The sequence below is a fragment of the Mycobacterium sp. URHB0021 genome (assembly GCF_054057895.1).
On sequence record NZ_JBSRZT010000002.1, the window covers coordinates 3,460,006 to 3,483,911 of the forward strand.

The window sequence follows — 23,906 nt, forward strand, 5'->3', positions numbered from 1 at the left end:
TAAGCCATGTTCAAAGTCGGGCTGTCAGAACAGCCGCTGCATACCCGTTACTCACCGACGGCGTTGGTGCGCGCCAGTTACTTCACCGCGGCCAGCAGCGGGGTTGACTCCTTCTGGCTACCCGACCATCTCAGCTCCCTATTCCCGCGATCAGTTATGACATCGGAGAACGTCGGGAGTGCTCGGCTGGCGCCCAAGATCGATGCACATTACGAACCGTGGACGATTTTCGGGTACCTAGCTGCCCGAAATCGATTGGTAAAGCGTCGATTCGGGATCGGCGTGACGGATGCAAGCCGACGCCATCCCGCCGTCACCGCACAAGCGGCCGCCACACTGCATCTGCTCACCCGGGGACGAGCCATCCTCGGCATTAGTACCGGCGCCCGCACCAGCAACGAACCCTACGGTGTGGACTGGTCACAGCCGGTGGCACGGTTCGAAGAAGCCCTGGCCACGATCCGCGCGCTCTGGAACTCCGGGGGCGAACTCATCGACCGCGATTCGCCGTTCTTCCCGCTGCGCGACGCCGTGTTCGATCTGCCGCCCTACCGCGGCGCGTGGCCGGACATCTGGATCGGCTCCCATGGGCCGCGCATGCTGCAGGCCACCGGCCGCTATGCCGATGGCTGGTATCCCGCCGCTATGACGCTGCGGCCCAGAGACTACGCCGCCGGCCTGCAAAAGATTCGGGCTGCGGCGTCCGACGTCGGACGCGACCCGATGGCTCTCACCGCCGCGGGTTTATTTTTCGTCGTGACGGGTCGCAGCCGCGACGAGGTCGACGAAGCATTGAGCATGCCTGCCATGAAATCAATCGCACTCAACGCACCTGCGGAGCTATGGGCCCGCCACGGGGGAACTCACCCACTTGGTGACGAGTTCACCGGCGCACAAGACATCGTTCCGCATGCGTTTGACGAGCAGACCGTATTGTCGTTGACGGCTGACGTGCCGCCGTCACTGCTCAAACAGATGCTCCTCACCGGCACGCCCGGCGAAGTCATCGAGCAGGTCGCCGAATGGCGGGACCAGGGCCTGCGATACGCGGTGCTCGGCAACCTCAGCAGCCTACAGCCCAGTCTGTGCCGCGGTATGGCGGCATGCCTTCCCTTCACCAGAATCCTTCGTCAACTGCGCAAATTATGAGCTAAGCCGCGAACAAAATATGAGGAAATATTAATGCAGCTACGAATACGTGCCGCCACGCTCGACGATGCTCCCGTCTGTGGACGGATCTGCTATGAAGCGTTCGCAGCCATTGCCGGCCGCCATGGATATCCACCGCAAATCCCTTCGGTCGAGGCGGCAATGGCGCTAACCTCGCAACTGATAAGGAATCCCGGCTTCTTCGGTGTCGTCGCGGACCTAGAGGGAAGGGTCGTTGGCAGTAACTTCCTCGATGAGCGCTCGACAATGCTTGGCGTAGGACCCGTCTCTGTGGAGCCCGCAGTGCAGGACCGCCAGATCGGCCGCGCATTGATGATGGCGGTCCTCGAGCGAAGCGCGGCTCGCGGCGCGCCCGGAGTGCGATTGGTCCAAGTGGCCTATCACACTCGCTCGATGAGCCTTTACAGCAAAGTCGGGTTCGATGTTCGCGAACCGGTGGCCGAAGTACAAGGCACCCCGTTGGCGCTGGCACTACCTGGGTATCTTGTCCGCACGGCGGCCGAGCCGGACCTCGATGCTTGTAATGCCCTGTGTCGACGTGTGTTCGGCCACGACCGCAACGGTGAGCTGGTGGAGGCGATTGCGCAGCGCAGCGCCAAAGTCGTCAAGCGTCAAGGACGCATCAGCGGCTACGCAACCGGCATTGGCCGTTTCGCGCACTCGGTCGCGGAAACCAACGATGATCTCGCCGCGCTCATCGGCGCGGCCGAAGAATTCTCTGAGGCCGGGTTTTTGGTACCGCTGCGCAACACCGAACTCCTGCGCTGGTGCCTGCAACATGACCTACGAGTCGTGTACATAGGCAACCTCATGACCATTGGCCTATATCAGGAACCGCGAGGAGTATTTCTGCCCTCCATTCTCTATTGAAGACAACACATCCCGTTGAGAAACCTCGGCCCATCACTGGGGTTCAGCCAGGCGCGGCAGGACCAAGCCGCAGCCTCGCCGTCAATCTGTTGAATCGGCATCGAAATCTGGATCGTTGTGCCGCCGCCCGCAGGGCTAATGATCTGCATCGAGCCGCCGATCGCCGCCACCGTGTCGCGTAGCCTGATCGGTCCTGGGCCGCGCGGGTTTGCGCCACCAATGCCGTTATCGCGGATACACACGTTTAGCACGGCGCCGCTATCCCCGACGACCACCTCCAGGCGCGACGCGTTGGCGCTCTTTATCGTGTTAATGAGTGGTTCGGACGCCACAGAGCCGAAATAGGGACCCTCTGGCCGCGTCGCCACACCTGTTGATTGTCTGACGGTTAGGCCGGTAATCGCAGCGCGATCCGCAAGGAGGTTCAATGAGTATCAATGCGATGGGCTGCTGGACGAACCACGGCAGGGTCGGCCGCGGGCAGTCCGCGCCACCCAAATCGAGGCGTTGATCACTGCGACGCCTGAGAGCGTCCCGCAGATGTCACGTACTGCTCGACCCGGTCGATGGCTGAGCACCTAGGGGCTGTCGCAATCGATGGCCTCGCGGGTGTGGCCGTGCATTCGGATTTCCTCCGTCCAAACAGGATTCGTGACGTACTCATGCTGCCAGGATGCGCCGAAATCTGGCCAGCTGATCGACGGCACCAGCCAGAGCAGAACGGCACTGACACCATCCTGCGGATCCGGCGGATTTATTTGAGCCACTTGGTCGTTGAGTCATAGCAGACCGATGAACTGAGTCGTTGGGACACTGCCGAGCTGGCGGAGCTGGCCAGACGGTCCAACCAATCGGATATCGCAACAATGCTCGGGCGCGGTCATGGAGTAGTCGATCCCATCAGGAGGAATGATGTCGGCCTTTACGATTCGTCCGCCGGCTTCCAGGGTGCGGGCGTACCGCGCCGCTGGGGTGTGGCGCGACTACGGGTCGATCGGTTATCTGCGCCGGTGGCGAGACCAGACGCCGCAGGCCTTGGCGGTCAGTGCATTCGGTCCCTCCGATGCACCGGTACAGATCAGCTACCACGCTTATGCGCATCTCGTCGAGCGCTTCTCGGGTGCACTCTACGAACTAGGGGTGCGGCCGGGCCACGTGGTGGCGATCCAGCTACCGAACTGGTGGCAGGCGCTGGTGTTGTTCCAGGCGGTGGCGCGGTTGGGTGCGGTGCTCGCACCGTGTATGACCACGATCCGGCCGCGTGAACTGCAGCGAATGCTGCGACGGGTGGAGGCCAGCGTCTGCATCACCGTGGACCGGTGGGCGGGTTTCGACCACGCCGAAGCGTTGCGCGACATGGCTTCCCAGTTGCCGACGCTGCGTCACCGGGTTGTCCTCGGGCAGGCAGGGAAAGGAGATATCGAATTCACCCCGATGTTCGAAGAGACCCCGTGGGAGCAGCGCCATCCAGTGGCGTTGGACGACGCCCAGGAGGACCCAGACGCTGTTTCAGCAGTGTTTTTCACTTCGGGAACCTCAGGGGAGCCGAAGGCCGCACTGCACACCGAAAACACGATATTCACCACCACCACCGGCGTGTGCGAAGTCATGGATATCGAGTCCTCGGACGTGTTGTTCACCCCGCACGCCCTCATGCACATGGCGGCGCAGATGTCGGCCAGAGCAGCGTTGCAGACCGGCGCCTCGATCGTCCTGCTCGACACCTGGTCGGGGCCACGCGGGCTGCAGGTGATGGCCGAGAGCGCCACCACGCAACTGGTGATAGCCGCACCGGTCTTCATCAATGACTTGATCGCAGCACTCGGGGAACAGCAGGGTCCGCAAGTTCTTCCGGCCTTGCGCGCGGTCGCCACCGGCGCCACCACTATCCCGGCACCACTGGTTGCAGCAGTCGCCAAGGCGTTCGGCAGGCCGCTGCAGACCAGTTTTGCGATGACAGAGACAGGTGCGGCGACGATGACCCGGAGCGACGACCCGCCGGACTGGGCCGCCCACAGCGATGGCAGACCAGTGCTGTCAGTGGAACTGGACCTGCGATCGGACGGCGAGATCAGCCGCGAGCGACCCGCTGAACTATTCGTGCGAAGTGGCGGCGTGTGTGTGGCGACGGTGGGACGTGACACCGGCAATGTGGTGGTGATCTCCGAGCATGACGACGGCTGGTATGACACCGGCGACTTGGCCGTGCCCGACGGGCGCGGAGGGATTCGGCTGATGGGCCGCGCCGGCGACCGGATCGGCGGGGCGTTCATGATACCGGTGAACGACGTCGAATCTGAGTTGCTGCGCCATCCCGCCGTTCGAGACGTGGCCCTGGTTGGCTATCCGGACGGGCAGGGAGGTGAGCTGGCCTGTGCGGTCGTCGTTCCCACCAACACCCCGCCGGTCACGCTGGATGAACTTCGTCAGTATCTGGGCGACTTGGGCATGACGGATTGGTATATGCCCACCCGGCTCGAGTGTGTCGACGCGCTACCCCGCAACGGCACCGGCAAGGTCCGCAAGGAATTGCTACGGCGCTGGCTAAAGGGCGAGGCCAGCCTCACCGACCAGTAGCAACCCATTTACCGTAGGCGACAGATAGTGTTTGTGAGACATAGGTCTCGGTGGCAAGTTTCGCGCAGTTTGTTAACCGCCGGGGCTACAACGACCACACCACCGATGACGACGAGACGAGATGTGCTGCGCCTGGGGAGTGTGGCTGGGGCGGGAGCGATCGCGGCAGCTTGCTCAGTCGCGCCACACGGGCACGCAAATCGCTGGGTGATAACGACCTCGGACGCTTCCGCCTCAAGCGAGTTGCCGTCCCTATTCGACGCCCATCCACAGGCCCAGCAGGCTGCGCACCGGTTGCTTGCGATTGCGCCCAGCGCCGAGGAGTTGCGCATCCACGAGCAATTCATGCAACTTGCTGTTGACGTGTCGGGTGGCAATGCTTCCTACCCCTTCGGGGCAGTGATGGTCGATCACATGACTGGTGAGGTGCTCGGGCGGGGCGCGAACGGAAGCTCGCAGAGTCCGATGCTGCACGGTGAGGCGGTGGCGATCAATGACTACATCGCTCGGCATGGGAATCAGGGCTGGAACCGATCGACGCTGTATTCGACCGGCGAGCCGTGTGCCATGCCACTGCCTTTTCCGGAAGTCGCGTGGAAACCGCAAATGACACCGCACCTCCAACGCTGACCGTTGGACTTTTCCATCCGCTCTGGTTATGAAAGGCCTTGTTATGGCGAAAATACTCGCGTACACCACTCCGGCGATGGGACACTTTTCCCAATCAGCGCGCTGCTGACGGATCTGCGTAACCGGGGCCACGACATCGCGTTGCGGACCATTGCCGCCGGTGTAGAGGGCGACGGCCGCGGCATGGGATTCGCAACCGCACCGGTCGATCCCCGTATCGAGGGCATGCCCCTGGATGACGCGGGCGCCGCGAACCCGCAGCAGGCGTTGTCACGAGAGCGAAATACATTCGCGCGGCATGCCGACTAAGAAGTCCCCGATCTGACCAGAGCGATAAGCGACGTTCGCCCAGACGTGCTGACCTTCGACCCGAACTGCTCGGGTGCATCCGCGCTAGCCGAAGCCAGCGGCCTGCCTTGGCTGTCGTTCTGGACCTACTTGCCATACTTGCGATCGCAAGGAGTCCCACCGTATGGGCCGGGGCTGCGGCCGTTACCGGGCCCGGTCGGTCGCCTCAGAGACGCGCTTCCGCGACGGCACTTCACCGCATCCGACTCGATGGTCAGCTCCCTCAGGATCATTCGCGCCCAGCTCGGCATCCCGCCACTCACATCGGCTGACGACTATGCGCGTCGGCCACCGCTGGTTCTGGTGGCCACCCCCCAACCGTTTGACTACCTACACCCGGACTGGGACGACTCCATCCAGCTCATCGGCGCCTGCTCCTTCGATCCGGCACCTTCGACTGTGCCGGCATGGTTGGCGCAGATCGTCCGACCGATTGTCCTGGAATCGACGTCCTCAGCGAACCAGAGCGATTCCGAGCTGGCGCGCGTAGCGCTCAGCGCGTTGGCAGAGGAGCCGGTCCACGTCGTAGCGACATGTCCGGCACGGGTGCCACCAGCGATATCTTATCGGGAGCAGTGCTAATTAACTGTCTCAAAGGTGGTATCTTTTTGCGGCCCGCCGATTCGATTTAGTGAGAGATAGCGAAAGGGGAGGGGCCTATCGATCGGATCAACGACAGTGGGAGCAAGAGCGGGCAGCTTGACATCCTGTGAGGCAACATTACTCAGGCACGACACAGAACGTCCGCAGGTGTGCGTGGTGGGCGCATCGCGCCGACTGGCCGCCGACGATATAGTGCCGATGCTGATGGCGCTTGCTGTGGATGAAGGGGTTGCTGTCGACGCAGTTTTGTCACCATGACGATTTGGGCCGTAGTCTACGCGCTACGATCCCGCGAAAGGGGCCGCTAAACCGCATCATATGGAACGCAACGTGATCCATCGCGCCTTGACGACATGAAACGCCGCCACGCCGCGGGATGGAAAGGTGGGAGACCAGTCATATTCTAGAAGACGAAGCTTACCGATGGACGATCGTAAGCTCTTCAACATTTTTGGCAGTGAAAAGCACTGCAGAACAGGGCAATACGGCGCCTACCGGTAACCGTCCATAGTCGATCTTGCCGTATTCCTGTTCGAGTACTGAAATCTGCATACGAGCACTTACTCGGGGCGCCGTCCCCACCCGCCGACCAGAGTCGGCAATGAGAACACCGCGTTCACCGACATGATGGCCTCGCCGAGCCGCTGCTCGAGCGTGTCGAGGCCGATCTCCTCCTCGGTCGTGACACCGGAGTTCACTATCGCGTCTTTCATCGTGCGCACAGCAGCGACGATGTACGCCACTACGTGGGGGCTTCTCGGCGGGCAGTAGACCTGTAACCCAAGGGTCCCGACGTCACGGAAACCCGCCTGCTCGAAGAGCACGGGAAAGCGCATCCCGACGAACACGTCGCCGTATATGTATTCGAAACCGGCAATGATCCATAGACTAATGCGCGAATACAGCTCGACCTCGGGCAGCGCGCGCACACCAGCCACGTCGCAATCGACGGCGATGAAGACACCGCCCGGACGCAGGTTATGTAAGTGGTGGGCCAGGACATCCACAATGTCGGGCAGGTGTATTAGCAGCAGTCGGCAGACGACGGCGTCGAACGGTTCCTCGTCCAGGAACGTGCGCGCGTCACCGTGGCGAAAGTCGACATTGCGCAAGCCGAACCCGTCGCGACGTTGCATGGCCACGGCGATCTGAGCGGGATCCTGCTCGACGCCCAGCACAGATCCGCTGGTCCGATCATCTCGGCGACTTGAAACGCGACGTCGCCCAGCCCGGAGCCGAGGTCGAGGACCCGCATGCCAGGCCGAATACCGCCACGCTGAAGGAGCAGAGGGTCGGGTCGACGATCAGCGCGGCCTGCGTCTGCAGACGCGCAATCTCGTCGCTGCCCAGAACATATTTGGGTTTGGTCACGTTGCTGACGAACGCCAGACAGACGGAGTTAATGTCAACGGCGCCAACCCGAAAGACTCTCCGCTGCCGCGACGCCTGTCAGCACGGCGAAAGGGACACATCCGGGAGCTCGTGCTCCTCGTCACTAAATACGCAGTCGCATGGGCCGCCGAGGAAAGTTGAAGATCCCCATTCCGACTCGCCAGACCGTCCCCGATCATCCCGCTTGACTCACTTAATGAAACCGAATAGCCAGGCAGGCAAACACGTCAGCTTCACCAACTCGCTGGTGCTGCTCAGCGTGGCGAACGCGGTGGGTTACCTCGGCGGCGTGACGCACGGCTTCCTGGGTGATCGGCTGGGCCGCCGCAATGTGATCGCGTTCGGCTGGATCATCTCGGGGATTCTGTTCGCGCTCTCGGTGAGCACCGTGGTTCCCAGCACGGCGAACAGTTGGATGCCGGCCGCGTTCCCAGCACGGCGAACAGTTGGATGCCGGCCGCGTTGAGGAACCAGGCGCATGCGGTACTGATCGATGGCCCGTCACGACAGCGTCCAGCGAGCGGTCGGCGACCGACGCGCGGGCCGTCGCGCAAGCCTGCCAGTGGGCCGCCTTAGCGCTGGTAACGGTGTCGTCATCAGCGAGTTGGAAGGGCTCCTCTGGACTGCGGCCCATCCTCTCCCCGCGATTCTCCGTCCCCTGGGCCCCGGGCATCGAATCCACCCCGGGCAGTCGTGGCACCCCAGACCGGCCTCATGGCCAACGAACACTTGGCCGCTGCCGGGCTCGTGACCGTTCAGGCGCGGCCGCCGTGCGGAACCCTCGGCTGCACTTATCGTCGCCGTGTGGCGAAGCGCTTGTCGGTCACGTCGGCAAGCACCCCGCCGAGGTACAACTCTGGCGTGTACATTTCGTACGCGCGAGCAGCGACCTCAACCGCGCGGATATCGATCTGTGGAATACCCGACTCACGAATGGCGCCAATCGAACTGCCCCACACCACTCGGGGTACGCCGGCCCAGGCCAGCGCACCACAACACATGGCACACGGCTCGCCGGTCGAATACAGCGTCGATCGGTTCCAGCCCTGATTCCCATGCCGAGCGATGTAGTCATTGATCGCCACCGCCTCACCGTGCAGCATCGGACTCTGCGAGCTTCCGTTCGCGCCCCGCCCGAGCACCTCACCAGTCATGTGATCGACCATCACTGCCCCGAAGGGGTAGGAAGCATTGCCACCCGACACGTCAACAGCAAGTTGCATGAATTGCTCGTGGATGCGCAACTCCTCGGCGCTGGGCGCAATCGCAAGCAACCGGTGCGCAGCCTGCTGGGCCTGTGGATGGGCGTCGAATAGGGACGGCAACTCGCTTGAGGCGGAAGCGTCCGAGGTCGTTATCACCCAGCGATTTGCGTGCCCGTGTGGCGCGACTGAGCAAGCTGCCGCGATCGCTCCCGCCCCAGCCACACTCCCCAGGCGCAGCACATCTCGTCTCGTCGTCATCGGTGGTGTGGTCGTTGTAGCCCCGGCGGTTAACAAACTGCGCGAAACTTGCCACCGAGACCTATGTCTCACAAACACTATCTGTCGCCTACGGTAAATGGGTTGCTACTGGTCGGTGAGGCTGGCCTCGCCCTTTAGCCAGCGCCGTAGCAATTCCTTGCGGACCTTGCCGGTGCCGTTTCGGGGTAGCGCGTCGACACACTCGAGCCGGGTGGGCATATACCAATCCGTCATGCCCAAGTCGCCCAGATACTGACGAAGTTCATCCAGCGTGACCGGCGGGGTGTTGGTGGGAACGACGACCGCACAGGCCAGCTCACCTCCCTGCCCGTCCGGATAGCCAACCAGGGCCACGTCTCGAACGGCGGGATGGCGCAGCAACTCAGATTCGACGTCGTTCACCGGTATCATGAACGCCCCGCCGATCCGGTCGCCGGCGCGGCCCATCAGCCGAATCCCTCCGCGCCCGTCGGGCACGGCCAAGTCGCCGGTGTCATACCAGCCGTCGTCATGCTCGGAGATCACCACCACATTGCCGGTGTCACGTCCCACCGTCGCCACACACACGCCGCCACTTCGCACGAATAGTTCAGCGGGTCGCTCGCGGCTGATCTCGCCGTCCGATCGCAGGTCCAGTTCCACTGACAGCACTGGTCTGCCATCGCTGTGGGCGGCCCAGTCCGGCGGGTCGTCGCTCCGGGTCATCGTCGCCGCACCTGTCTCTGTCATCGCAAAACTGGTCTGCAGCGGCCTGCCGAACGCCTTGGCGACTGCTGCAACCAGTGGTGCCGGGATAGTGGTGGCGCCGGTGGCGACCGCGCGCAAGGCCGGAAGAACTTGCGGACCCTGCTGTTCCCCGAGTGCTGCGATCAAGTCATTGATGAAGACCGGTGCGGCTATCACCAGTTGCGTGGTGGCGCTCTCGGCCATCACCTGCAGCCCGCGTGGCCCCGACCAGGTGTCGAGCAGGACGATCGAGGCGCCGGTCTGCAACGCTGCTCTGGCCGACATCTGCGCCGCCATGTGCATGAGGGCGTGCGGGGTGAACAACACGTCCGAGGACTCGATATCCATGACTTCGCACACGCCGGTGGTGGTGGTGAATATCGTGTTTTCGGTGTGCAGTGCGGCCTTCGGCTCCCCTGAGGTTCCCGAAGTGAAAAACACTGCTGAAACAGCGTCTGGGTCCTCCTGGGCGTCGTCCAACGCCACTGGATGGCGCTGCTCCCACGGGGTCTCTTCGAACATCGGGGTGAATTCGATATCTCCTTTCCCTGCCTGCCCGAGGACAACCCGGTGACGCAGCGTCGGCAACTGGGAAGCCATGTCGCGCAACGCTTCGGCGTGGTCGAAACCCGCCCACCGGTCCACGGTGATGCAGACGCTGGCCTCCACCCGTCGCAGCATTCGCTGCAGTTCACGCGGCCGGATCGTGGTCATACACGGTGCGAGCACCGCACCCAACCGCGCCACCGCCTGGAACAACACCAGCGCCTGCCACCAGTTCGGTAGCTGGATCGCCACCACGTGGCCCGGCCGCACCCCTAGTTCGTAGAGTGCACCCGAGAAGCGCTCGACGAGATGCGCATAAGCGTGGTAGCTGATCTGTACCGGTGCATCGGAGGGACCGAATGCACTGACCGCCAAGGCCTGCGGCGTCTGGTCTCGCCACCGGCGCAGATAACCGATCGACCCGTAGTCGCGCCACACCCCAGCGGCGCGGTACGCCCGCACCCTGGAAGCCGGCGGACGAATCGTAAAGGCCGACATCATTCCTCCTGATGGGATCGACTACTCCATGACCGCGCCCGAGCATTGTTGCGATATCCGATTGGTTGGACCGTCTGGCCAGCTCCGCCAGCTCGGCAGTGTCCCAACGACTCAGTTCATCGGTCTGCTATGACCGAACGACCAAGTGGCTCAAATAAATCCGTGGCCACGCCAGATGGCGCAGTGTCCTTCGACCAGTGGCCGAGTCCAGACGACGAACATGGCGCCAAGTAGCGTCCCGCGGTACTTCTTCGGTGAGTACTCGGCCAGCAGCGATGTCGCGATCGGGTAGTCGGCACCAATCGCCACGCCGAGCAGGAACCGAAGGATGACAAGCTGCCAGGCCTCACCGGTGAACGCCGACAAAATCGAAAAGAGCGCGAGCGCAATCAGATCGGCGATGTACATGAATCGCCGGCCGATCCGGTCGGTGAGATAGCCGAAGAACAGACCTCCAACGAAGATGCCGACCAGACTCGCAGCGCCGATCAGCCCGATCTTTGTCGACGTCAGCGCCAGTGCCGGCTCCAGGGTGATGAGTACAACACCGACGATCGTCAGCGCATACCCGTCGATGAACGGCCCGTCCGACGGGTACAGCGCGAGCTTCTTGTCGAAGGACGTCAATGGCGAATCATCAATGAGATGACCTGACATATGCGACTCCAGTCGTGTGATCCCAGCACCACACCGTGCTCGATGTGCCCTGCCTCCTGCTGTCGTCGCAGGACGCCACACGTTGATAGCGCGAAAAGGTCTGAAAAAGGTGCTGATCTTTGACGAACAGGGAGTTCCTCAGCCCAGCAAGCAGACCCGACTCAAGTTTTGATCCGCGCCGTCAGGCCCGGCGACGGGCCCGGTGCCAGAACAGCCGTAGTCGTGCACGCCGATGACATCCAGCGCTCCACAATCGCGGTAAGCGGTTGCCACCCGGCATATCGCTCAGCACGAGAGAACTCTTCATTCCGTTGCTCCCTTGATACACCCGTTCGTGCCGACGAGCGGCCCCTGCGGCGGGCGGCTGGTCTTGTCATCACCTATGCACCCTGACCAATCCGTGAAGCCACGGTGTGGCGAAGCCTGTCGGTCAGCCGCGCAGTTGCGCTCCTATACCGTGACGTGGTGTGCGAGTGTCTCTGGCGCACAGAAGACCTGAGATCTTGGGTAGCGTCTGCCAATCAACATGAGTTCGACGCTAGGCCAACTTCTGCACTGACGATGGGCCACTTCGATGCAGCGCAATGAGGCCAGTGGAGCCGGGCAGGCGGCTCGGATCACTTCCCTCGAAGTTTCATGACGTTAGGGGCGTCACCACCAAATGAGATGTCGGTCACGACTCCAAAACCGTAAAGGCCGGGGCCGCGCGCTCTGTTCTGGCGCGCCCCTCGGGGAATTAGAAGGGACCGATATTTCCTGCAGGTCGGACGCCGATGTGGAGGCGGACCCTTCGGCTGTACCGTTGCCTCTGGCCGAGCGTGATGGGCGACGACCATAGATAGTGCCGAGGTGCATGATCGCGGCCGTCGCGCGGGTCCCGGTGGCAGGGCGCTGCTCGCAGCTGGTGCAGCTCGTGAGCGACCGACACTCCGTGTGACGCCGTTGCTCCGGCATTGATTCGACGGACATTGCGGTGAGCGGCAATGCGCAGATATACGCTGGCGCGTGATAAGGGGGCGCTGGAGGGTAGGTGCACCTGTTGCGGTGACAGGGGTGGCGAGTGGCCCCTGCTATCCGCACTTCAAGTGGCCCACAAACATTGCCGTATCTCACTTAGCATCGGAGAGGCGGCTGGGCGTGAACGCACTGGCGAATTGTCCAGTGGGAGTTGGCGGTTGCGGCCGACGGTACCGCGTTGCGTTTGTCCGACATTGACCAACGCGCCAACCGAATCACCGGGTACACAGTCGCAATCGACGGGGGTGTTCCTACAGAAATGTCTACGGAGGACTAGAGATGGCACACCTGGTTCACATCGAACTCGTCCGTGCATGGCGATCTCTCTGTCAGCCGGCGTCTGGCCGCTCCCACACAACCTATTTCGTACGAACACAAGATTTCGCCCAACAACTGGGCATGTCGGATAACAGCACGATTCGCGAATGAAACCGGCCTGATCTGCCCATCCTCTGTTAGATCACGCCCGCCAAAAAGTCTCCGGATATAGCCCCGCCAATTTATGAAACGGGCACTGAGTTGAGCGTCGGATCCGACGCTGCGACGCCTCCGCGTCGCCTACGGGAGGGCGTTGCTCCGAACAAATCTCTGCAATACTTCCGCGTCGAGAGGATCACAGTGCCCGCCAGACCTCGAACCATCGGCAAGATTCCTTCGTCTACGACCCTGGCTCCAGACCGGCTCGGCATGGCCGCTGTGGCGCTCTATGTGATATCCGCCGCGACGCCACCCAGCGCGGTCACCGGGGTTGCACCGACTCGTCGTGCGCTTGCTGGCTTGACTCGCGTGTCTCGCGCGCATCCTCGCGCGGCGGTCGTACGTGCGTTGGTCTCTGTCGACCGTGTTGCGATGGCCCGTGACGTCACCAACGCGGCTGCACTCTGTGCCTATAGCGCACCCGGAATGAACCGACCGGCTGGGGTCTGTGCGTCATGGATAGCGCTGTCGGCCTGCATCTTGTTTGAGTGCACGGACTACCGTGGATTCGGGGTGATCGCCCAGTTGGCGTGCAGCTCGTTTCGCCGTCTTTCTGACGTTGCTGCCCTCGATGCGATGAGGGGTGGTGGTGGTGTCCGTTGAGCTGAGTCCCTGCGGCGACCGGATCAGGAAGCACAAGCTGGGCGGCATTACCGCCAGTCTGCTGCGTATCCCATCACTGTACCGGGGATTTCTTGCTCGTGTTGTGCGCGCGACGGCGCCGCCGCTGTGGCTGGGGGTTGTGGTGGCGGCGGCGTTCCTGGGTGCGGAAGCTGTCCTGGTGTGGTGGTTGCGCAGGGTGGCGCCGCAGAACGCATACGGTGCGCTGTTCCTGCTCGGTGTGCTCGTGGTGTCGGCGGCATGGGACTTCGGCGTGGCAGCGGCCACGTCGGTGGCCAGCGCGGTGGTGTATGTGATTCTTCTGCACCGAGACAGTCCGGGACCTGCGCTCGTCGTCTTCCTGTGCCTGGCGCTGGTGGCCAACGTGCTGGCCCGACAGGCTCGTTCACACGCGGCGGAAGCCGAACAGCGGCGGGCGGAGGCGGACCTAGTGGCGGAAATTGCGCGAACGACACTGCATGCGGAAGAGTTGGAATCAGCACTTAACGGCGCGGGTCAGCGCGTTGCCCAGGTGATCGGCTTGCCCTATGCCGATCTGGTTCTCTTCGAATTTCGCGGCGACGAGCAGAGATTGGCGGTCCCTCTACGAGAGGGCGACGAGCAAATCGGCACGTTGGTGGTGCCGACGGATCTGCCGGGCAGGCAATGGGAGCGACTGCGGCGCCTGGTGCCCCCGCTGGAGGCGCTAGTGGCCGCGATGCGACATCGACAGCAGATCAACGCCGAAGTCAGCGCCCTCGCAAGGCAGCAGGCTGCGCTGCGGCGGGTAGCCACGCTCGTCGCACGCGGGGCGACTCCGGACGACGTGTACCTCGCGGCGGTAGCGGAGTTGGCGCACGGTCTGGAGGTAGAACATGCGACGTTGATCCAGTACGACGGGGATGAGTGTGTGGTGCTGGCGGTGCGGGATATCTCGGGTCGAGCGACGCTGACTGTGGGGGAACGGTTTCGGCTCGACGGATTGAGCATCTGCGCTGAAGTCGTGCGGACAAGTGAGCCGGGGCGTGTTGAGGATTACCTCGGCGGGGGAGTGATCGCAGACCGCATGCGGGGGCTGGGGTTGCGCTCGAGGGTGGGCGCGCCGGTTGTGGTCGGCGGTGAAGTACGCGGTGCGTTGATCGCGGGGTCAGCCACGGCCGAGGCGATGCCAGCGCACTATGGCGCACAGGTGGGGGACTTCGCGGACTTGGTGGCCACAGCGATTTCCAACGCGGAGAATAAGGCGGAGCTTCAGGCATCGCGAGCGCGCATCGTTGCAGCGGCGGATCAGGCCCGGCGAGGTTTCGAGCGCGATCTGCACGATGGGGCCCAGCAGCGTCTGGTGAAGCTGGGACTGGACCTGCGGGACTTGGAGACATCGGTGCCCGCCCAGCACCGCGACGCGGTCCGTTGCGCGGTGAAGTCTCTGATGGGCGTGCACGAAGACCTTCGTGAATTGTCGTGTGGAATGCACCCGGCGATCCTGTCCAAGGGTGGATTGGGGCCCGCCATCAAGGCATTGATGCGTCGGTCGGCGATACCGACCTCCTCGAACATCGACATTGGTCGCCGCCTCGCGGAACCAGTAGAGGCCGCAGCGTATTACGTCGTCGCAGAGGCACTGACGAACACAACCAAGCATGCACACGCCTCAACAGTCCACGTCAGTGCGTCCATCGACGAGGGACACCTACACGTGTCGGTCAGTGACAACGGGGTGGGCGGTGCCGTGCTCGGCGGCGGGTCTGGACTGATCGGGCTCAAAGACCGAGTCGAATCGGTATCGGGCAAATTAACGGTGTCAAGCCCCCCCGGCCAAGGGACCACGCTAACGGTGAGCATTCCGGTCAACTAACCACGACGCCGACTTCCCAACGAGGAGCTTCGGAGCAGCGCCCGTGCTGTGCAGCGGACCACGAAGTCTCATCATGATCGCAACCCGCGCAGAAGAGTCGGGTGGTGCATTCGACGGCTTCGGTATTTCGCCAGTCTTGCAGCCGCGGCCCGACTTGGTTGCAATCTCTATGGTGATCCGGGTCCATGGCCCGAGGAGCGTCATCGCTTGCCGGCATCGGTGAACCGCCGTAGAGGTCGCATCTCCTTTCAGCCCAGGCGGGCCAGCAGGGTGATGACCGCGAAGGCGGCCGGGCTTGCGAACAGGTGGCGCCACGCATCGGGCCCGACACCGCGCAGCAGATAGGCGACGACGACAGCCGACGCTCCGAACGGAACCCAGCCCGCACCGGTACTTGGGACATGCGTAAAGCGTCGGCGCCGGGCCAATCCTCGACGTCGACAACGTGTTACGGGGGACGGGTGCAGCCCTACTCTGTGGCCGAGCACCGTCATTGAAGTGGTCACTCCGGCCGCCGCCATAATTGACGCCGCCCTCCGGGACCCGGACGCGACGTCGCGGGTAAGGTGCGCGGGCTCACCGGGGTGCGCGGTGTAGACGTGGTCTATGACGCGGTCGGCGGATGAGCACTTCGGCGGCGCTCGCATCACCGGCGCATCGTAGCCAGCTGGTGGTCCTCAGCGCCGTAGGGTCCCGGACACCGCAGACCAACCTTACCGGCCTGTACCACAACGAAACTCGGGTCCTTGGATCCGAGTGCCGCACCCTAGACGTTGGGGAATCAGGCCGTCGGCTCGACCGGTTGACCGGTTACTTCCAACCGGGGCGACCGCCCGCCGGTGCCGATCACAGCCGCATACCCGCTGCCACAAGGGCCCGGCGACATATCAAGCCGTCGACCGCCACACGGCCCGGCCGGGTAGTCATTCAGCGCTGAACGATCCGGCTCGCTCGCCCGGGATCTCGCCGCCTTAGCGACTACGTCACGTCAGCAGCTGGCGTACGGGGCGGCAACGCGAGGCAGGATGAAGGCTGCTGGCATCATAGATGCCGATTGGGGTACCCGGATTATTCTGCACCGAATAGGTAATACTGCCAATCCAACCGGCGCAGGGTCGGTGCACCACAGGGGCAGTAATCGAAACCCGATGCGCTTCTTGCACTTATCGTGGCCAGGTAGCCACACTGCCGACGCTCCAGGATTGGCAGTGTCGGGCTCTGCGGCGGTCGCGGGCTCGCCGACGGAGGCATCGGTCGCCACCTTCCCGACGTTGTCCACGCCGTCACGTCTGGACCGTTGTGACGAATCCCCAACGCTTCGATCCCGGTCCTGGCTAGCGCTAGTCGCGGTGTGAACGGCGCGACCGTCGGTGCCGTGGCGATGCGTCGCCGAGGCAGGAACGGCCAACACTAATGACACGGCGGTCAGTCCGATCGCGATCGTTGCGGCAATCGCGCAATCAGTAATCTTGGATCTAACCCGGCACCTGGACTCTGTGATACATTCGCGAATGCTGTTGCGGCCAACTGCAGTAACGTGCAGGCGACCCCACCATTGCAGAACGCGGGAGAACGCGACCAGCACCGGACGGCGCCCGAGGTGGTCACTGAGCGATCCCACCGTCAACCGGGTGGCTACTAATCCCGCGACGTAGACGGCGAAGAGCACCGTCAGTATCGTCACTGAAAAGCCCCACCGCCGCAGGTACACCGGGGTCGGTGAGTGGGCACCTGCGATGACCTCTGACATAACTTCCGCGCTTTCTGATAGTGGTTGTCGGACTGTGTCTGACATCAATGCTGGCGCTCCCCAGGTGTTCTGCGCCGCCTTCCTCCGGCCAGGAATCCCTGAAATCCGGACGCCGAAACAGCCGCAGTGAGCCGCGCCACGCACCACTGCGCGACCCCCGGGCGAACACCGTCGAGCCGGGCGACGGTCCGGCAGCGGCGCACGTTGGTGTTAACCCCTGATCGCGTGCGATCCCAGGAGCACCGAAACGAAGTCGTCAAGGCAGGTCCACCGCGTGAGGTCGACAAACTTCGTGCACACCACCATCGACACGCGGGCGCAAAAGGACTATCGCGGAACCAGGCCGACGTTCACAAACGTTGGCCACAACGTGCTGTACCGGTGGCCGACGTACTGAAACTGCTCGCGCACAACACCCTCCATCGGACGGACAATCCGCGATGAGCGTTTACGGATGCCCCAAGCACCGTTGCGGGGCACACTCACTCGGCACACGAGTGGCCATGGTCAGCGAAAACGCGAAGGCTGCTACGGCGCACGAAATTTGTCGACCTGTTGCTTGGCGCCGCTCACCGCGGCTGTTTCGCCGTCTGGATTTGAGGGATTCCTGGCCGGAGGAAGGCGGCGCAGAACCCATGGTGGGCGCCAGCATTGATGTCAGACACAGTCCGACAACCATTAGCAGAAAGCGCAGCAGTCATGTCAGAAATCGTTGCGGGTGTGGAGGTTCCTGAGACCGCGGCGGTCGCCGAAGCGACTCGTCTGGTGCAGGAGACGGTCAGTCCGCTCCTCTATCACCACTCCCGCCGGGTGTTCTTCTTCGGCCAGATCCACGCTCCCCTGCTCGGCGTGAAACCGGATCCTGAACTGGCCTACCTGGCCGCCATGTTCCACGACACCGGTCTGGTGACGCCTTTTTCCGATGCCGAACAGCGCTTCGAGGTCGATGGGGCCGACCACGGACGCAAGTTCCTGCGTGAGCACGGTTTCTCCACCGCGGCAGCCGACACCGTCTGGACGGCTATCGCGCTGCATACGACACCGGGAATTCCGGACCGAATGGGCCCAGAGATCGCCACCACGCATCTGGGCGTGCTGACCGACGTGCTCGGTTTCGGCCTCGACGGGCTGCGCACCGACCAGGTGACCGAGATCCTGGCCGTTCACCCGCGCGGCGATTTCAAGAACGAGTTCCTGCGCGCCTACTTCGACGGATTCAAGGACCGCCCGGAGACCACCAACGGAACGGTGAACTCCGACGTTGTGGAGCACTTCATCCCCGGTTTCCGACGCACCACCACGGTCGAGCGCATGCTCGGCTCGGCCTGGCCGAGCTGACCCGAACAGGCGTTGGGACAACCGCGATGAATGGTGTAACTCGCTTCCCGGGCGGGCGTCGCCTCGGACAAAATGCCTCCTTCGGCGTGCTCGTCTTCGCCAACGTGCTGCTGATGGCATCAACGAGTGCGCCCTCGCCGATCTACCCGCTGTACCTGCAGCGGTTCGGCTTTTCAGTGACGATGCTGACGCTGGTCTTCGCCGTTTACGTGGCCGGATTAGTCGCTGCCCTGCTGACCGTCGGATCGCTCAGTGACCACCTCGGGCGCCGTCCGGTGCTGGTCGCGTCGCTTCTGGTGGCCGCGGCCGGCACGGCGATCTTCTGGGCGGCCGGCGGGGTCGTCTCGCTCGTGCTCGCCCGGGTCGTGCAGGGCATCGCCACCGGGACGGCCACGGGTGCGCTGGCCGCCGGGCTGGTCGAGTTCTCCCCCGAAGGCCGTCCGCAGGTGGGGCCGACGATGACCGCCGCGGGCACCGGCTTCGGGCTGGCCCTCGGTGGCGGTCTGGCTGGTGTGCTCGTTCAGGTGAGCCCACGTCCGGATGCGGCGATTTTTCCCGCGCTCACGGTGGCGTTCGTGGTTCTGGCCGCGCTGGTCTTGGCGATCCCGGAGACGGTCGTTCGGCGCGCCGCAGGACTTGCCGCGCTGCGCCCGAGAATCCGGGTTCCCCGCGAAACGCGGCGGGAGTTCTTCGCCGCGCTTCCCGCCATCGTGGCGGGGTGGTCGGTCACCGGATTGTTCCTCGCACTCGCGCCGTCGCTGGTGCGCGAGGTCCTGCATGTCCGGTTCGGCGCCGCCGGTGGTCTCAGCATCACCATGCTGTTCATCGCCAACACCGCGGGTGGACTATGGGCGGCGCGGCGCCCGGCGCGTAGCGCCACCTTGCTGGGAGCGGCCCTGCTGTCACTGGGCGCAGCGGGTTTGGCCGCTGCCCTGGCCGTCGCGTCCCCGTCGGTCTTCATCGGTGCATCGATCGTCTCCGGGTTGGGCGTGGGCCTGACGTTCAACGGGACGCTGCGTGCCATCAGCGGGGCCACCACCGCGAAGTCGCGATCGGAGGTCTTTTCCGCCGCCTTCGTGGTCAGCTACGCCGCACTAGGCCTTCCGTCGCTCGCCGCCGGGCTGGCGGCCCCGTCGTCGGGACTGCAGAACACGACCTACCTGTACCTCGCGTTCATCGGTGCGCTGTCCTTGAGCGCCGCGCTCCACACCGGCCGGCACCTCACCTCCCGGCCCGACCATTCGCGGCCAAGCCGCCCATGGTCGCCCGGCCAGGCAGCAAAACGCCGCGACAACCACCCTCGGCGCACGTCCGCGAGGACACCACTAAACGTTCGACAAACCGCATGAAAAGACCCGACATGCAAGCCATCACCGCACGAGACCGTGACGCCGGTGTCGGTGGGCTCACCCTGACCGACCTGCCCTACCCCCACGCCGCCGAGAACGACGTCATCGTGCGCGTCCACGCCGCCGGCTTCACCCCCGGCGAACTCGAATGGCCCGGCACCTGGACCGACCGGGCCGGCCGTGACCGCACGCCCAGCGTTCCCGGGCACGAACTGTCCGGAGTCGTTGTCGAGCTGGGCTACGGCACCACTGGCCTCACCGTCGGCCAACGGGTGTTCGGCCTCACCGACTGGAGCCGCAACGGCTCGCTGGCCGAATACACCGCCGTCGAGGCACGCAACCTCGCCCCTCTCGCCGCCGACATCGGCCACATCCTGGCCGCAGCACTGCCGATCTCGGGGCTGACCGCGTGGCAAGGACTGTTCGTCCATGCTGGGCTCACCACCGGCCAGAAGGTTGTGATCCACGGCGCTGCCGGCGGTGTGGGGTCGATCGCCGTCCAGCTCGCACGCGAGGTGGGTGCTCAGGTGATCGGCACCGGCCTGACCGGCGACCGCGACGTCGTGCTGGGCCTCGGTGCACAAGCATTCCTGAATCTGGACGCCGAGCCCTTGGAGGACGTCGGCGAAGTCGACGCGGTCTTCGACGTCATCGGCGGCGACGTCCTCGAGCGGTCAACCGCGCTGCTGCGCCCCGGCGGCACCCTTGTGACCATCGCCATGCCACCTACGGTGCAGCCCAAGGAAGGGCGCGCCGTCTTCTTCGTGGTCGAACCCGACCGCGCGCGGCTTGCAGACCTGGCCCAGCGATTGCGGGGCGGGCGGCTAAAGCCCATCGTCGGCGCCGTGCGCCCCCTCACCGAGACGGCCGACGCGTTTGCCCGCCACCGACGCACTCCCGGTAAAACGATCATCCAGGTAGCAAGAGACCAAGAAGGAGACCGTCCATGATCAGAGCCGCTATCGCCAATGGCCTGCTGACCACCGCGGTCGCCGCCATGGTCGGCGGCTGCGCTCCTGCGACACAGCCTCAGACCGACACTGCTTCGGCATACCCGTCCGAGACCCTGGCGCCCCTCTTCCAACAGGCGCTCCCAAACGCCCGGGGCAAGACCTTCACCTCGGCGATCGTGACATTCCCGCCGGCCGCACATGCGGTGCCCCACCGCCACGGCGACGCTTTCGTCTACGCCTACGTGCTCGAAGGCACCGTAAGCAGCCAGCTCGAAGGCGAACCCGCGCACGTGTACCACCAAGGCGAGAACTGGTCCGAACAGCCAGGCGCCCACCACGTGTCCACCGAGAACACCAGCCCGACCGACCCGGCGAAGCTGCTGGTCGTCTTCATCGCTACCACCGGAGAACCGCTCAAAGTCGATGATCCACACCGGAAAGCCGCCACACTGTCGCACCGTTGACCGATGCCTCCGCGAGCACGTGCTGTGAGCCTCCGCGCTTCGCCGACGCTGCCGGTCTCAGATCCCACCTCGTCGCCTTCCGGCAGGGACGAGTTCCCTGTCACGGGCCAGAATGGCAACCGGCGTGGCAGCACAGACATGCGCGCGAAGAGGGGACCTGCACGCGACCGTTCCCGTTCCCGCCACGGTCTTCCTTGTTGACAGCCGATGAAAATGCGCCGATGACCACCGCCGACCGCAACAGCGGTCCATCGAACTAGCTGCGACCGCAGCTTTTTGGCAGTCAGAGGCCCTCGTAAACTCGCGAGGACGTGCGGAGTCAGACCTAGCCACGCTCCCGGGCCACGAACATGAACGGCACGTCGAGTTCGACGGGCTTGCACGCCTCCGCTTGCTCGCGCGTGGCAAAGAAGCCATGAGCAACGCCCCACCGGCCAACCTTCGTCTTGTGGGGTGGCGGAAATCGGCTGGGGTCGTCTCTGAGCCTGTCGGTCCACCGTTTTTGATCCGCCCCTCAGCCACCGAAGCCCATGCAACCGGAGACCTTGCCTCCCTTGCCAGTTCCCGCCCTCCCGCCAGAGCCGCCCTGGAACTCGCCGCCTGCCGCTGACTTCTCACCGCCGCCAAGCGTCACTTCGACAACCGCTGATCGCTGCCGATCCGGAGCGCGGCTTCAAGGTGGCGGCAGGGCCCTCGCCCCCCGACCTGACCGCGCCACATGGCCGCCGCGCGTCGCCGATCCTTGGCCGGCAAGCTCTATGCAGAATCACTTCGCATCCGCACGGAGAACGTGTCCCGGCGCGGCATGCCGACGACGTTCCGCGCACATGGATTCTGACCCTGCGGGACCGTGCCCTCACGCGGAAGGTACACCGCAAATACATCGAAGCGCGCGGCGGTGAGCAGACCCTCATCGAGATGGATACCTGTCATTGCCAGATGGTCAGCGAGCCGCAACGGCTGACAGATCCTTGGTCGAGCGCCGCCGGTCGTACGAATACCGTGCTGAGGTTGTACCGCCGTATTTCCAATCGGACATTCGTCGAATTGCTTTGTCCCGCAGATCCTCTCAACGCCCTTTGGCCAGCGGAAAGGTCTCAAGCCATCCCGTCAACTCCCCGATTTCGCACCTAGTTGTGACAACGTCGTGACAACCTGTACGTCGTGCCGCATCGGTCTGTGAACGTTGGCACAGTTTGCTGATGAACGACGAACGCCTTTTCGGACCCCGCGCCCCGGATTCCCGGCTGTTGCCGAACCGGCCGCCGATCTGCACCGGTGCGGCCGTCGCCGATAGTGGCGACGGTGACTGTTTCTTTCGTTGCGATATTCACTGTCGCCAGACTCACCCCCTCGAGACAAGGCCGTTCGGATGCCGCGGTGCTCAGGGCCGGATCGCGCCACCCGCAGCACCGTCAGCGTTCCTACGAGGGCTGCCATGGTGCAAACCAGAACATCAACGGGAAATCGGTTACCCACAGTGGGATTGAGCCGACGATAATCGAGTAATGGCTGTGCCTCCGTTCCCCGTTCGCGCGACCGCCCGGTCGTCAGCGGCTCGTCGACTCTCTCGGCGGCCAACGGGGCTTGCGCCGCAAACCTCCGCCGGCGCGAAGTCGGTCCCGCGCCGCGTCGCGATCCTCGTCTATGACGGTGTGACCCTGTTGGACGTCGCGGGTCCGGCGGAGGTGTTCAAGGCGGCGAACCGGTTCGGTGCCGATTACCGGATCGTGCTGCTGTCGCCGACGGGGGAGGACATCACGTCGAACCTCGGGTTCGGGGTCGCAGTCGATGGCGCCGTCTACTCGGAGCGCACGCCGGACACGTTTCTGGTGGCCGGCTCCGACCGCTATCCGCGGACGCCTGTGCCGCTAGCTCTGGCGGAAGCCGCACGGGTGCCGGCAGCCGGAGCTCGACGCGTCGCGTCAATCTGCACCGGCGCGTTCATCCTTGCCGCTGCAGGCCTCCTCGCCGGCAAGCGTGCGACCACACATTGGCGGGCCACCCGCGAGCTCGCCTCCCGATGCCCGACGTGCTGCGTCGAACCCGACGCAATCTACGTCCGTGACGGCAGCACGTACACCTCGGCGGGAGTGACGTCGGGAATCGATCTGGCTCTCGCGCTCGTCGAAGAGGACTACGGACCGGACTTGACCCGCGAGGTCGCCCGCTTCCTGGTGGTGTACATGCAGCGTTCCGGTGGACAGTCGCAATTCTCGGCTCCACTGCAAGGGCCCCCGCCCCGGTCTCCGGCGCTGCGGCAGGTCACCGACGTGGTGACGGCGGACCCGCAGGGAGACCACTCGCTGGGTGAACTTGCGAAACACCTCAACGTGAGCACCCGGCATCTCACCCGGCTCTTCCACGAAGAACTGTCCACCACACCGGCCCGGTACGTAGAAAACATCCGCTTCGACATGGCCAGGGCGCTGCTCGACCAAGGACACACCGCGACACAAGCAGCGGCTCTCGCCGGGTTCCCCAGCTACGAAAGTATGCGACGGGTGTTCGCGAAGAAGCTGTCCATCAGCCCCGCGGCCTACCAGCGCCGGTTCAGCACAGCTCGCCGCGCCAACGCGGGATAGCGCCGTCGGTCTTTAGCCAGTGGCCAGGCTACGGACCG

19 protein-coding genes and 2 pseudogenes are annotated in these 23,906 nt (G+C 64.1%); 13 read left to right on the forward strand and 8 right to left on the reverse strand.

All coding sequences use genetic code 11. From position 1 onward, the window contains the following. Positions 1–6: 6 nt before the first annotated feature. Positions 7–1,149, forward strand: a complete 1,143-nt coding sequence (locus ACVWWN_RS19225; RefSeq protein WP_457145267.1) for an LLM class flavin-dependent oxidoreductase — start codon at positions 7–9, stop codon at positions 1,147–1,149. Between the two features lie 33 nt (positions 1,150–1,182). Next, positions 1,183–2,040, forward strand: coding sequence for a GNAT family N-acetyltransferase (locus ACVWWN_RS19230; protein ID WP_457145268.1), 858 nt, complete (start codon positions 1,183–1,185; stop codon positions 2,038–2,040). On the opposite strand, the gene ACVWWN_RS19235 is transcribed toward ACVWWN_RS19230, so the two are convergent. After that, positions 2,034–2,408, reverse strand: coding sequence for a hypothetical protein (locus ACVWWN_RS19235; protein WP_457145269.1), 375 nt, complete (start codon positions 2,406–2,408; stop codon positions 2,034–2,036). The two genes, ACVWWN_RS19230 and ACVWWN_RS19235, sit on opposite strands and share 7 nt — an antisense overlap. A gap of 40 nt (positions 2,409–2,448) precedes the next feature. Between ACVWWN_RS19235 and ACVWWN_RS19240 the strand changes: the two are divergent. The 4 genes and pseudogenes from ACVWWN_RS19240 to ACVWWN_RS19255 all read left to right on the forward strand — a co-directional run. Further along, positions 2,449–2,692, forward strand: a pseudogene (locus tag ACVWWN_RS19240) (IS630 family transposase); the annotation flags it as partial. Between the two features lie 260 nt (positions 2,693–2,952). Beyond that, on the forward strand, positions 2,953–4,617 hold the full coding sequence (locus ACVWWN_RS19245; protein ID WP_457145270.1) for an AMP-binding protein: 1,665 nt from the start codon (positions 2,953–2,955) through the stop codon (positions 4,615–4,617). Positions 4,618–4,941: 324 nt separating this feature from the next. Beyond that, positions 4,942–5,247, forward strand: a complete 306-nt coding sequence (locus ACVWWN_RS19250) for a hypothetical protein (RefSeq protein WP_457145271.1) — start codon at positions 4,942–4,944, stop codon at positions 5,245–5,247. A 3-nt stretch (positions 5,248–5,250) separates the two neighbouring features. After that, entirely contained in the window at positions 5,251–5,556 is a 306-nt protein-coding gene (locus ACVWWN_RS19255; protein ID WP_457145272.1) for a hypothetical protein, read from the forward strand. A gap of 1,202 nt (positions 5,557–6,758) precedes the next feature. Here ACVWWN_RS19255 and ACVWWN_RS19260 read toward each other — a convergent pair. Together ACVWWN_RS19260 and ACVWWN_RS19265 are read right to left on the reverse strand one after the other, a co-directional pair. Further along, positions 6,759–7,379 (reverse strand): annotated as a pseudogene (locus ACVWWN_RS19260) (class I SAM-dependent methyltransferase); the annotation flags it as partial. A 13-nt stretch (positions 7,380–7,392) separates the two neighbouring features. Further along, the gene (locus ACVWWN_RS19265; protein WP_457145273.1) at positions 7,393–7,569 is read right to left on the reverse strand and encodes a hypothetical protein; all 177 of its coding nucleotides are present in this window, start codon (positions 7,567–7,569) and stop codon (positions 7,393–7,395) included. Positions 7,570–7,786: 217 nt separating this feature from the next. Here ACVWWN_RS19265 and ACVWWN_RS19270 point away from each other — a divergent pair, with 217 nt between their 5' ends. Further along, on the forward strand, positions 7,787–8,056 hold the full coding sequence (locus ACVWWN_RS19270; protein ID WP_457145274.1) for a hypothetical protein: 270 nt from the start codon (positions 7,787–7,789) through the stop codon (positions 8,054–8,056). A 325-nt stretch (positions 8,057–8,381) separates the two neighbouring features. Here ACVWWN_RS19270 and ACVWWN_RS19275 read toward each other — a convergent pair whose 3' ends face one another. From ACVWWN_RS19275 to ACVWWN_RS19285, 3 genes are all read right to left on the reverse strand, one after another. Beyond that, the gene (locus ACVWWN_RS19275; RefSeq protein WP_457145275.1) at positions 8,382–8,915 is read right to left on the reverse strand and encodes a nucleoside deaminase; all 534 of its coding nucleotides are present in this window, start codon (positions 8,913–8,915) and stop codon (positions 8,382–8,384) included. 243 nt (positions 8,916–9,158) lie between these two features. Further along, positions 9,159–10,823 carry an AMP-binding protein gene (locus ACVWWN_RS19280; RefSeq protein ID WP_457145270.1) on the reverse strand — a complete coding sequence of 555 codons (1,665 nt, stop codon included), beginning with the start codon at positions 10,821–10,823 and terminating at the stop codon, positions 9,159–9,161. Positions 10,824–10,973: 150 nt separating this feature from the next. Beyond that, on the reverse strand, positions 10,974–11,450 hold the full coding sequence (locus tag ACVWWN_RS19285; RefSeq protein WP_457145276.1) for an MFS transporter: 477 nt from the start codon (positions 11,448–11,450) through the stop codon (positions 10,974–10,976). A gap of 2,110 nt (positions 11,451–13,560) precedes the next feature. Here ACVWWN_RS19285 and ACVWWN_RS19290 point away from each other — a divergent pair. Further along, positions 13,561–15,429: a GAF domain-containing sensor histidine kinase gene (locus ACVWWN_RS19290; RefSeq protein ID WP_457145277.1), complete on the forward strand. Its 1,869-nt coding sequence runs from the start codon at positions 13,561–13,563 to the stop codon at positions 15,427–15,429. A 248-nt stretch (positions 15,430–15,677) separates the two neighbouring features. Here the strand turns inward: ACVWWN_RS19290 and ACVWWN_RS19295 are convergent, their stop codons facing one another. Continuing rightward, positions 15,678–15,857 carry a hypothetical protein gene (locus ACVWWN_RS19295; RefSeq protein ID WP_457145278.1) on the reverse strand — a complete coding sequence of 60 codons (180 nt, stop codon included), beginning with the start codon at positions 15,855–15,857 and terminating at the stop codon, positions 15,678–15,680. A 2,021-nt stretch (positions 15,858–17,878) separates the two neighbouring features. Between ACVWWN_RS19295 and ACVWWN_RS19300 the strand changes: the two genes are divergently transcribed. Genes ACVWWN_RS19300 through ACVWWN_RS19315 form a run of 4 tightly spaced genes read left to right on the forward strand, consistent with a single transcriptional unit; the run spans position 17,879 to position 21,283 of the window. After that, positions 17,879–18,517, forward strand: a complete 639-nt coding sequence (locus ACVWWN_RS19300; protein WP_457145279.1) for an HD domain-containing protein — start codon at positions 17,879–17,881, stop codon at positions 18,515–18,517. A gap of 26 nt (positions 18,518–18,543) precedes the next feature. After that, positions 18,544–19,866 carry an MFS transporter gene (locus ACVWWN_RS19305; protein WP_457145280.1) on the forward strand — a complete coding sequence of 441 codons (1,323 nt, stop codon included), beginning with the start codon at positions 18,544–18,546 and terminating at the stop codon, positions 19,864–19,866. Between the two features lie 11 nt (positions 19,867–19,877). After that, positions 19,878–20,816 carry an NADP-dependent oxidoreductase gene (locus ACVWWN_RS19310; protein WP_457145281.1) on the forward strand — a complete coding sequence of 313 codons (939 nt, stop codon included), beginning with the start codon at positions 19,878–19,880 and terminating at the stop codon, positions 20,814–20,816. Further along, entirely contained in the window at positions 20,813–21,283 is a 471-nt protein-coding gene (locus ACVWWN_RS19315; protein ID WP_457145282.1) for a cupin domain-containing protein, read from the forward strand. Before ACVWWN_RS19310 ends, ACVWWN_RS19315 begins: the two co-directional genes overlap by 4 nt. Positions 21,284–22,039: 756 nt before the next feature. Here ACVWWN_RS19315 and ACVWWN_RS19320 read toward each other — a convergent pair. Continuing rightward, on the reverse strand, positions 22,040–22,216 hold the full coding sequence (locus ACVWWN_RS19320) for a hypothetical protein (RefSeq protein WP_457145283.1): 177 nt from the start codon (positions 22,214–22,216) through the stop codon (positions 22,040–22,042). A 575-nt stretch (positions 22,217–22,791) separates the two neighbouring features. Between ACVWWN_RS19320 and ACVWWN_RS19325 the strand changes: the two genes are divergently transcribed. Next, on the forward strand, positions 22,792–23,868 hold the full coding sequence (locus tag ACVWWN_RS19325; RefSeq protein WP_457145284.1) for a GlxA family transcriptional regulator: 1,077 nt from the start codon (positions 22,792–22,794) through the stop codon (positions 23,866–23,868). Positions 23,869–23,906 lie beyond the last annotated feature (38 nt).

Excerpts from the sequence above, each read along its gene's own strand:
- ACVWWN_RS19300 (WP_457145279.1), top strand. The coding sequence starts at position 17,879 with ATGTCAGAAATCGTTGCGGGTGTGGAGGTTCCTGAGACCGCGGCGGTC.
- ACVWWN_RS19315 (WP_457145282.1), top strand. The coding sequence starts at position 20,813 with ATGATCAGAGCCGCTATCGCCAATGGCCTGCTGACCACCGCGGTCGCC.
- ACVWWN_RS19245 (WP_457145270.1), top strand. The coding sequence starts at position 2,953 with ATGTCGGCCTTTACGATTCGTCCGCCGGCTTCCAGGGTGCGGGCGTAC.
- ACVWWN_RS19225 (WP_457145267.1), top strand. The coding sequence starts at position 7 with ATGTTCAAAGTCGGGCTGTCAGAACAGCCGCTGCATACCCGTTACTCA.
- ACVWWN_RS19305 (WP_457145280.1), top strand. The coding sequence starts at position 18,544 with ATGAATGGTGTAACTCGCTTCCCGGGCGGGCGTCGCCTCGGACAAAAT.
- ACVWWN_RS19230 (WP_457145268.1), top strand. The coding sequence starts at position 1,183 with ATGCAGCTACGAATACGTGCCGCCACGCTCGACGATGCTCCCGTCTGT.
- ACVWWN_RS19325 (WP_457145284.1), top strand. The coding sequence starts at position 22,792 with ATGGCTGTGCCTCCGTTCCCCGTTCGCGCGACCGCCCGGTCGTCAGCG.
- ACVWWN_RS19280 (WP_457145270.1), bottom strand. The coding sequence starts at position 10,823 with ATGTCGGCCTTTACGATTCGTCCGCCGGCTTCCAGGGTGCGGGCGTAC.
- ACVWWN_RS19310 (WP_457145281.1), top strand. The coding sequence starts at position 19,878 with ATGCAAGCCATCACCGCACGAGACCGTGACGCCGGTGTCGGTGGGCTC.
- ACVWWN_RS19320 (WP_457145283.1), bottom strand. The coding sequence starts at position 22,216 with ATGACAGGTATCCATCTCGATGAGGGTCTGCTCACCGCCGCGCGCTTC.
- ACVWWN_RS19270 (WP_457145274.1), top strand. The coding sequence starts at position 7,787 with ATGAAACCGAATAGCCAGGCAGGCAAACACGTCAGCTTCACCAACTCG.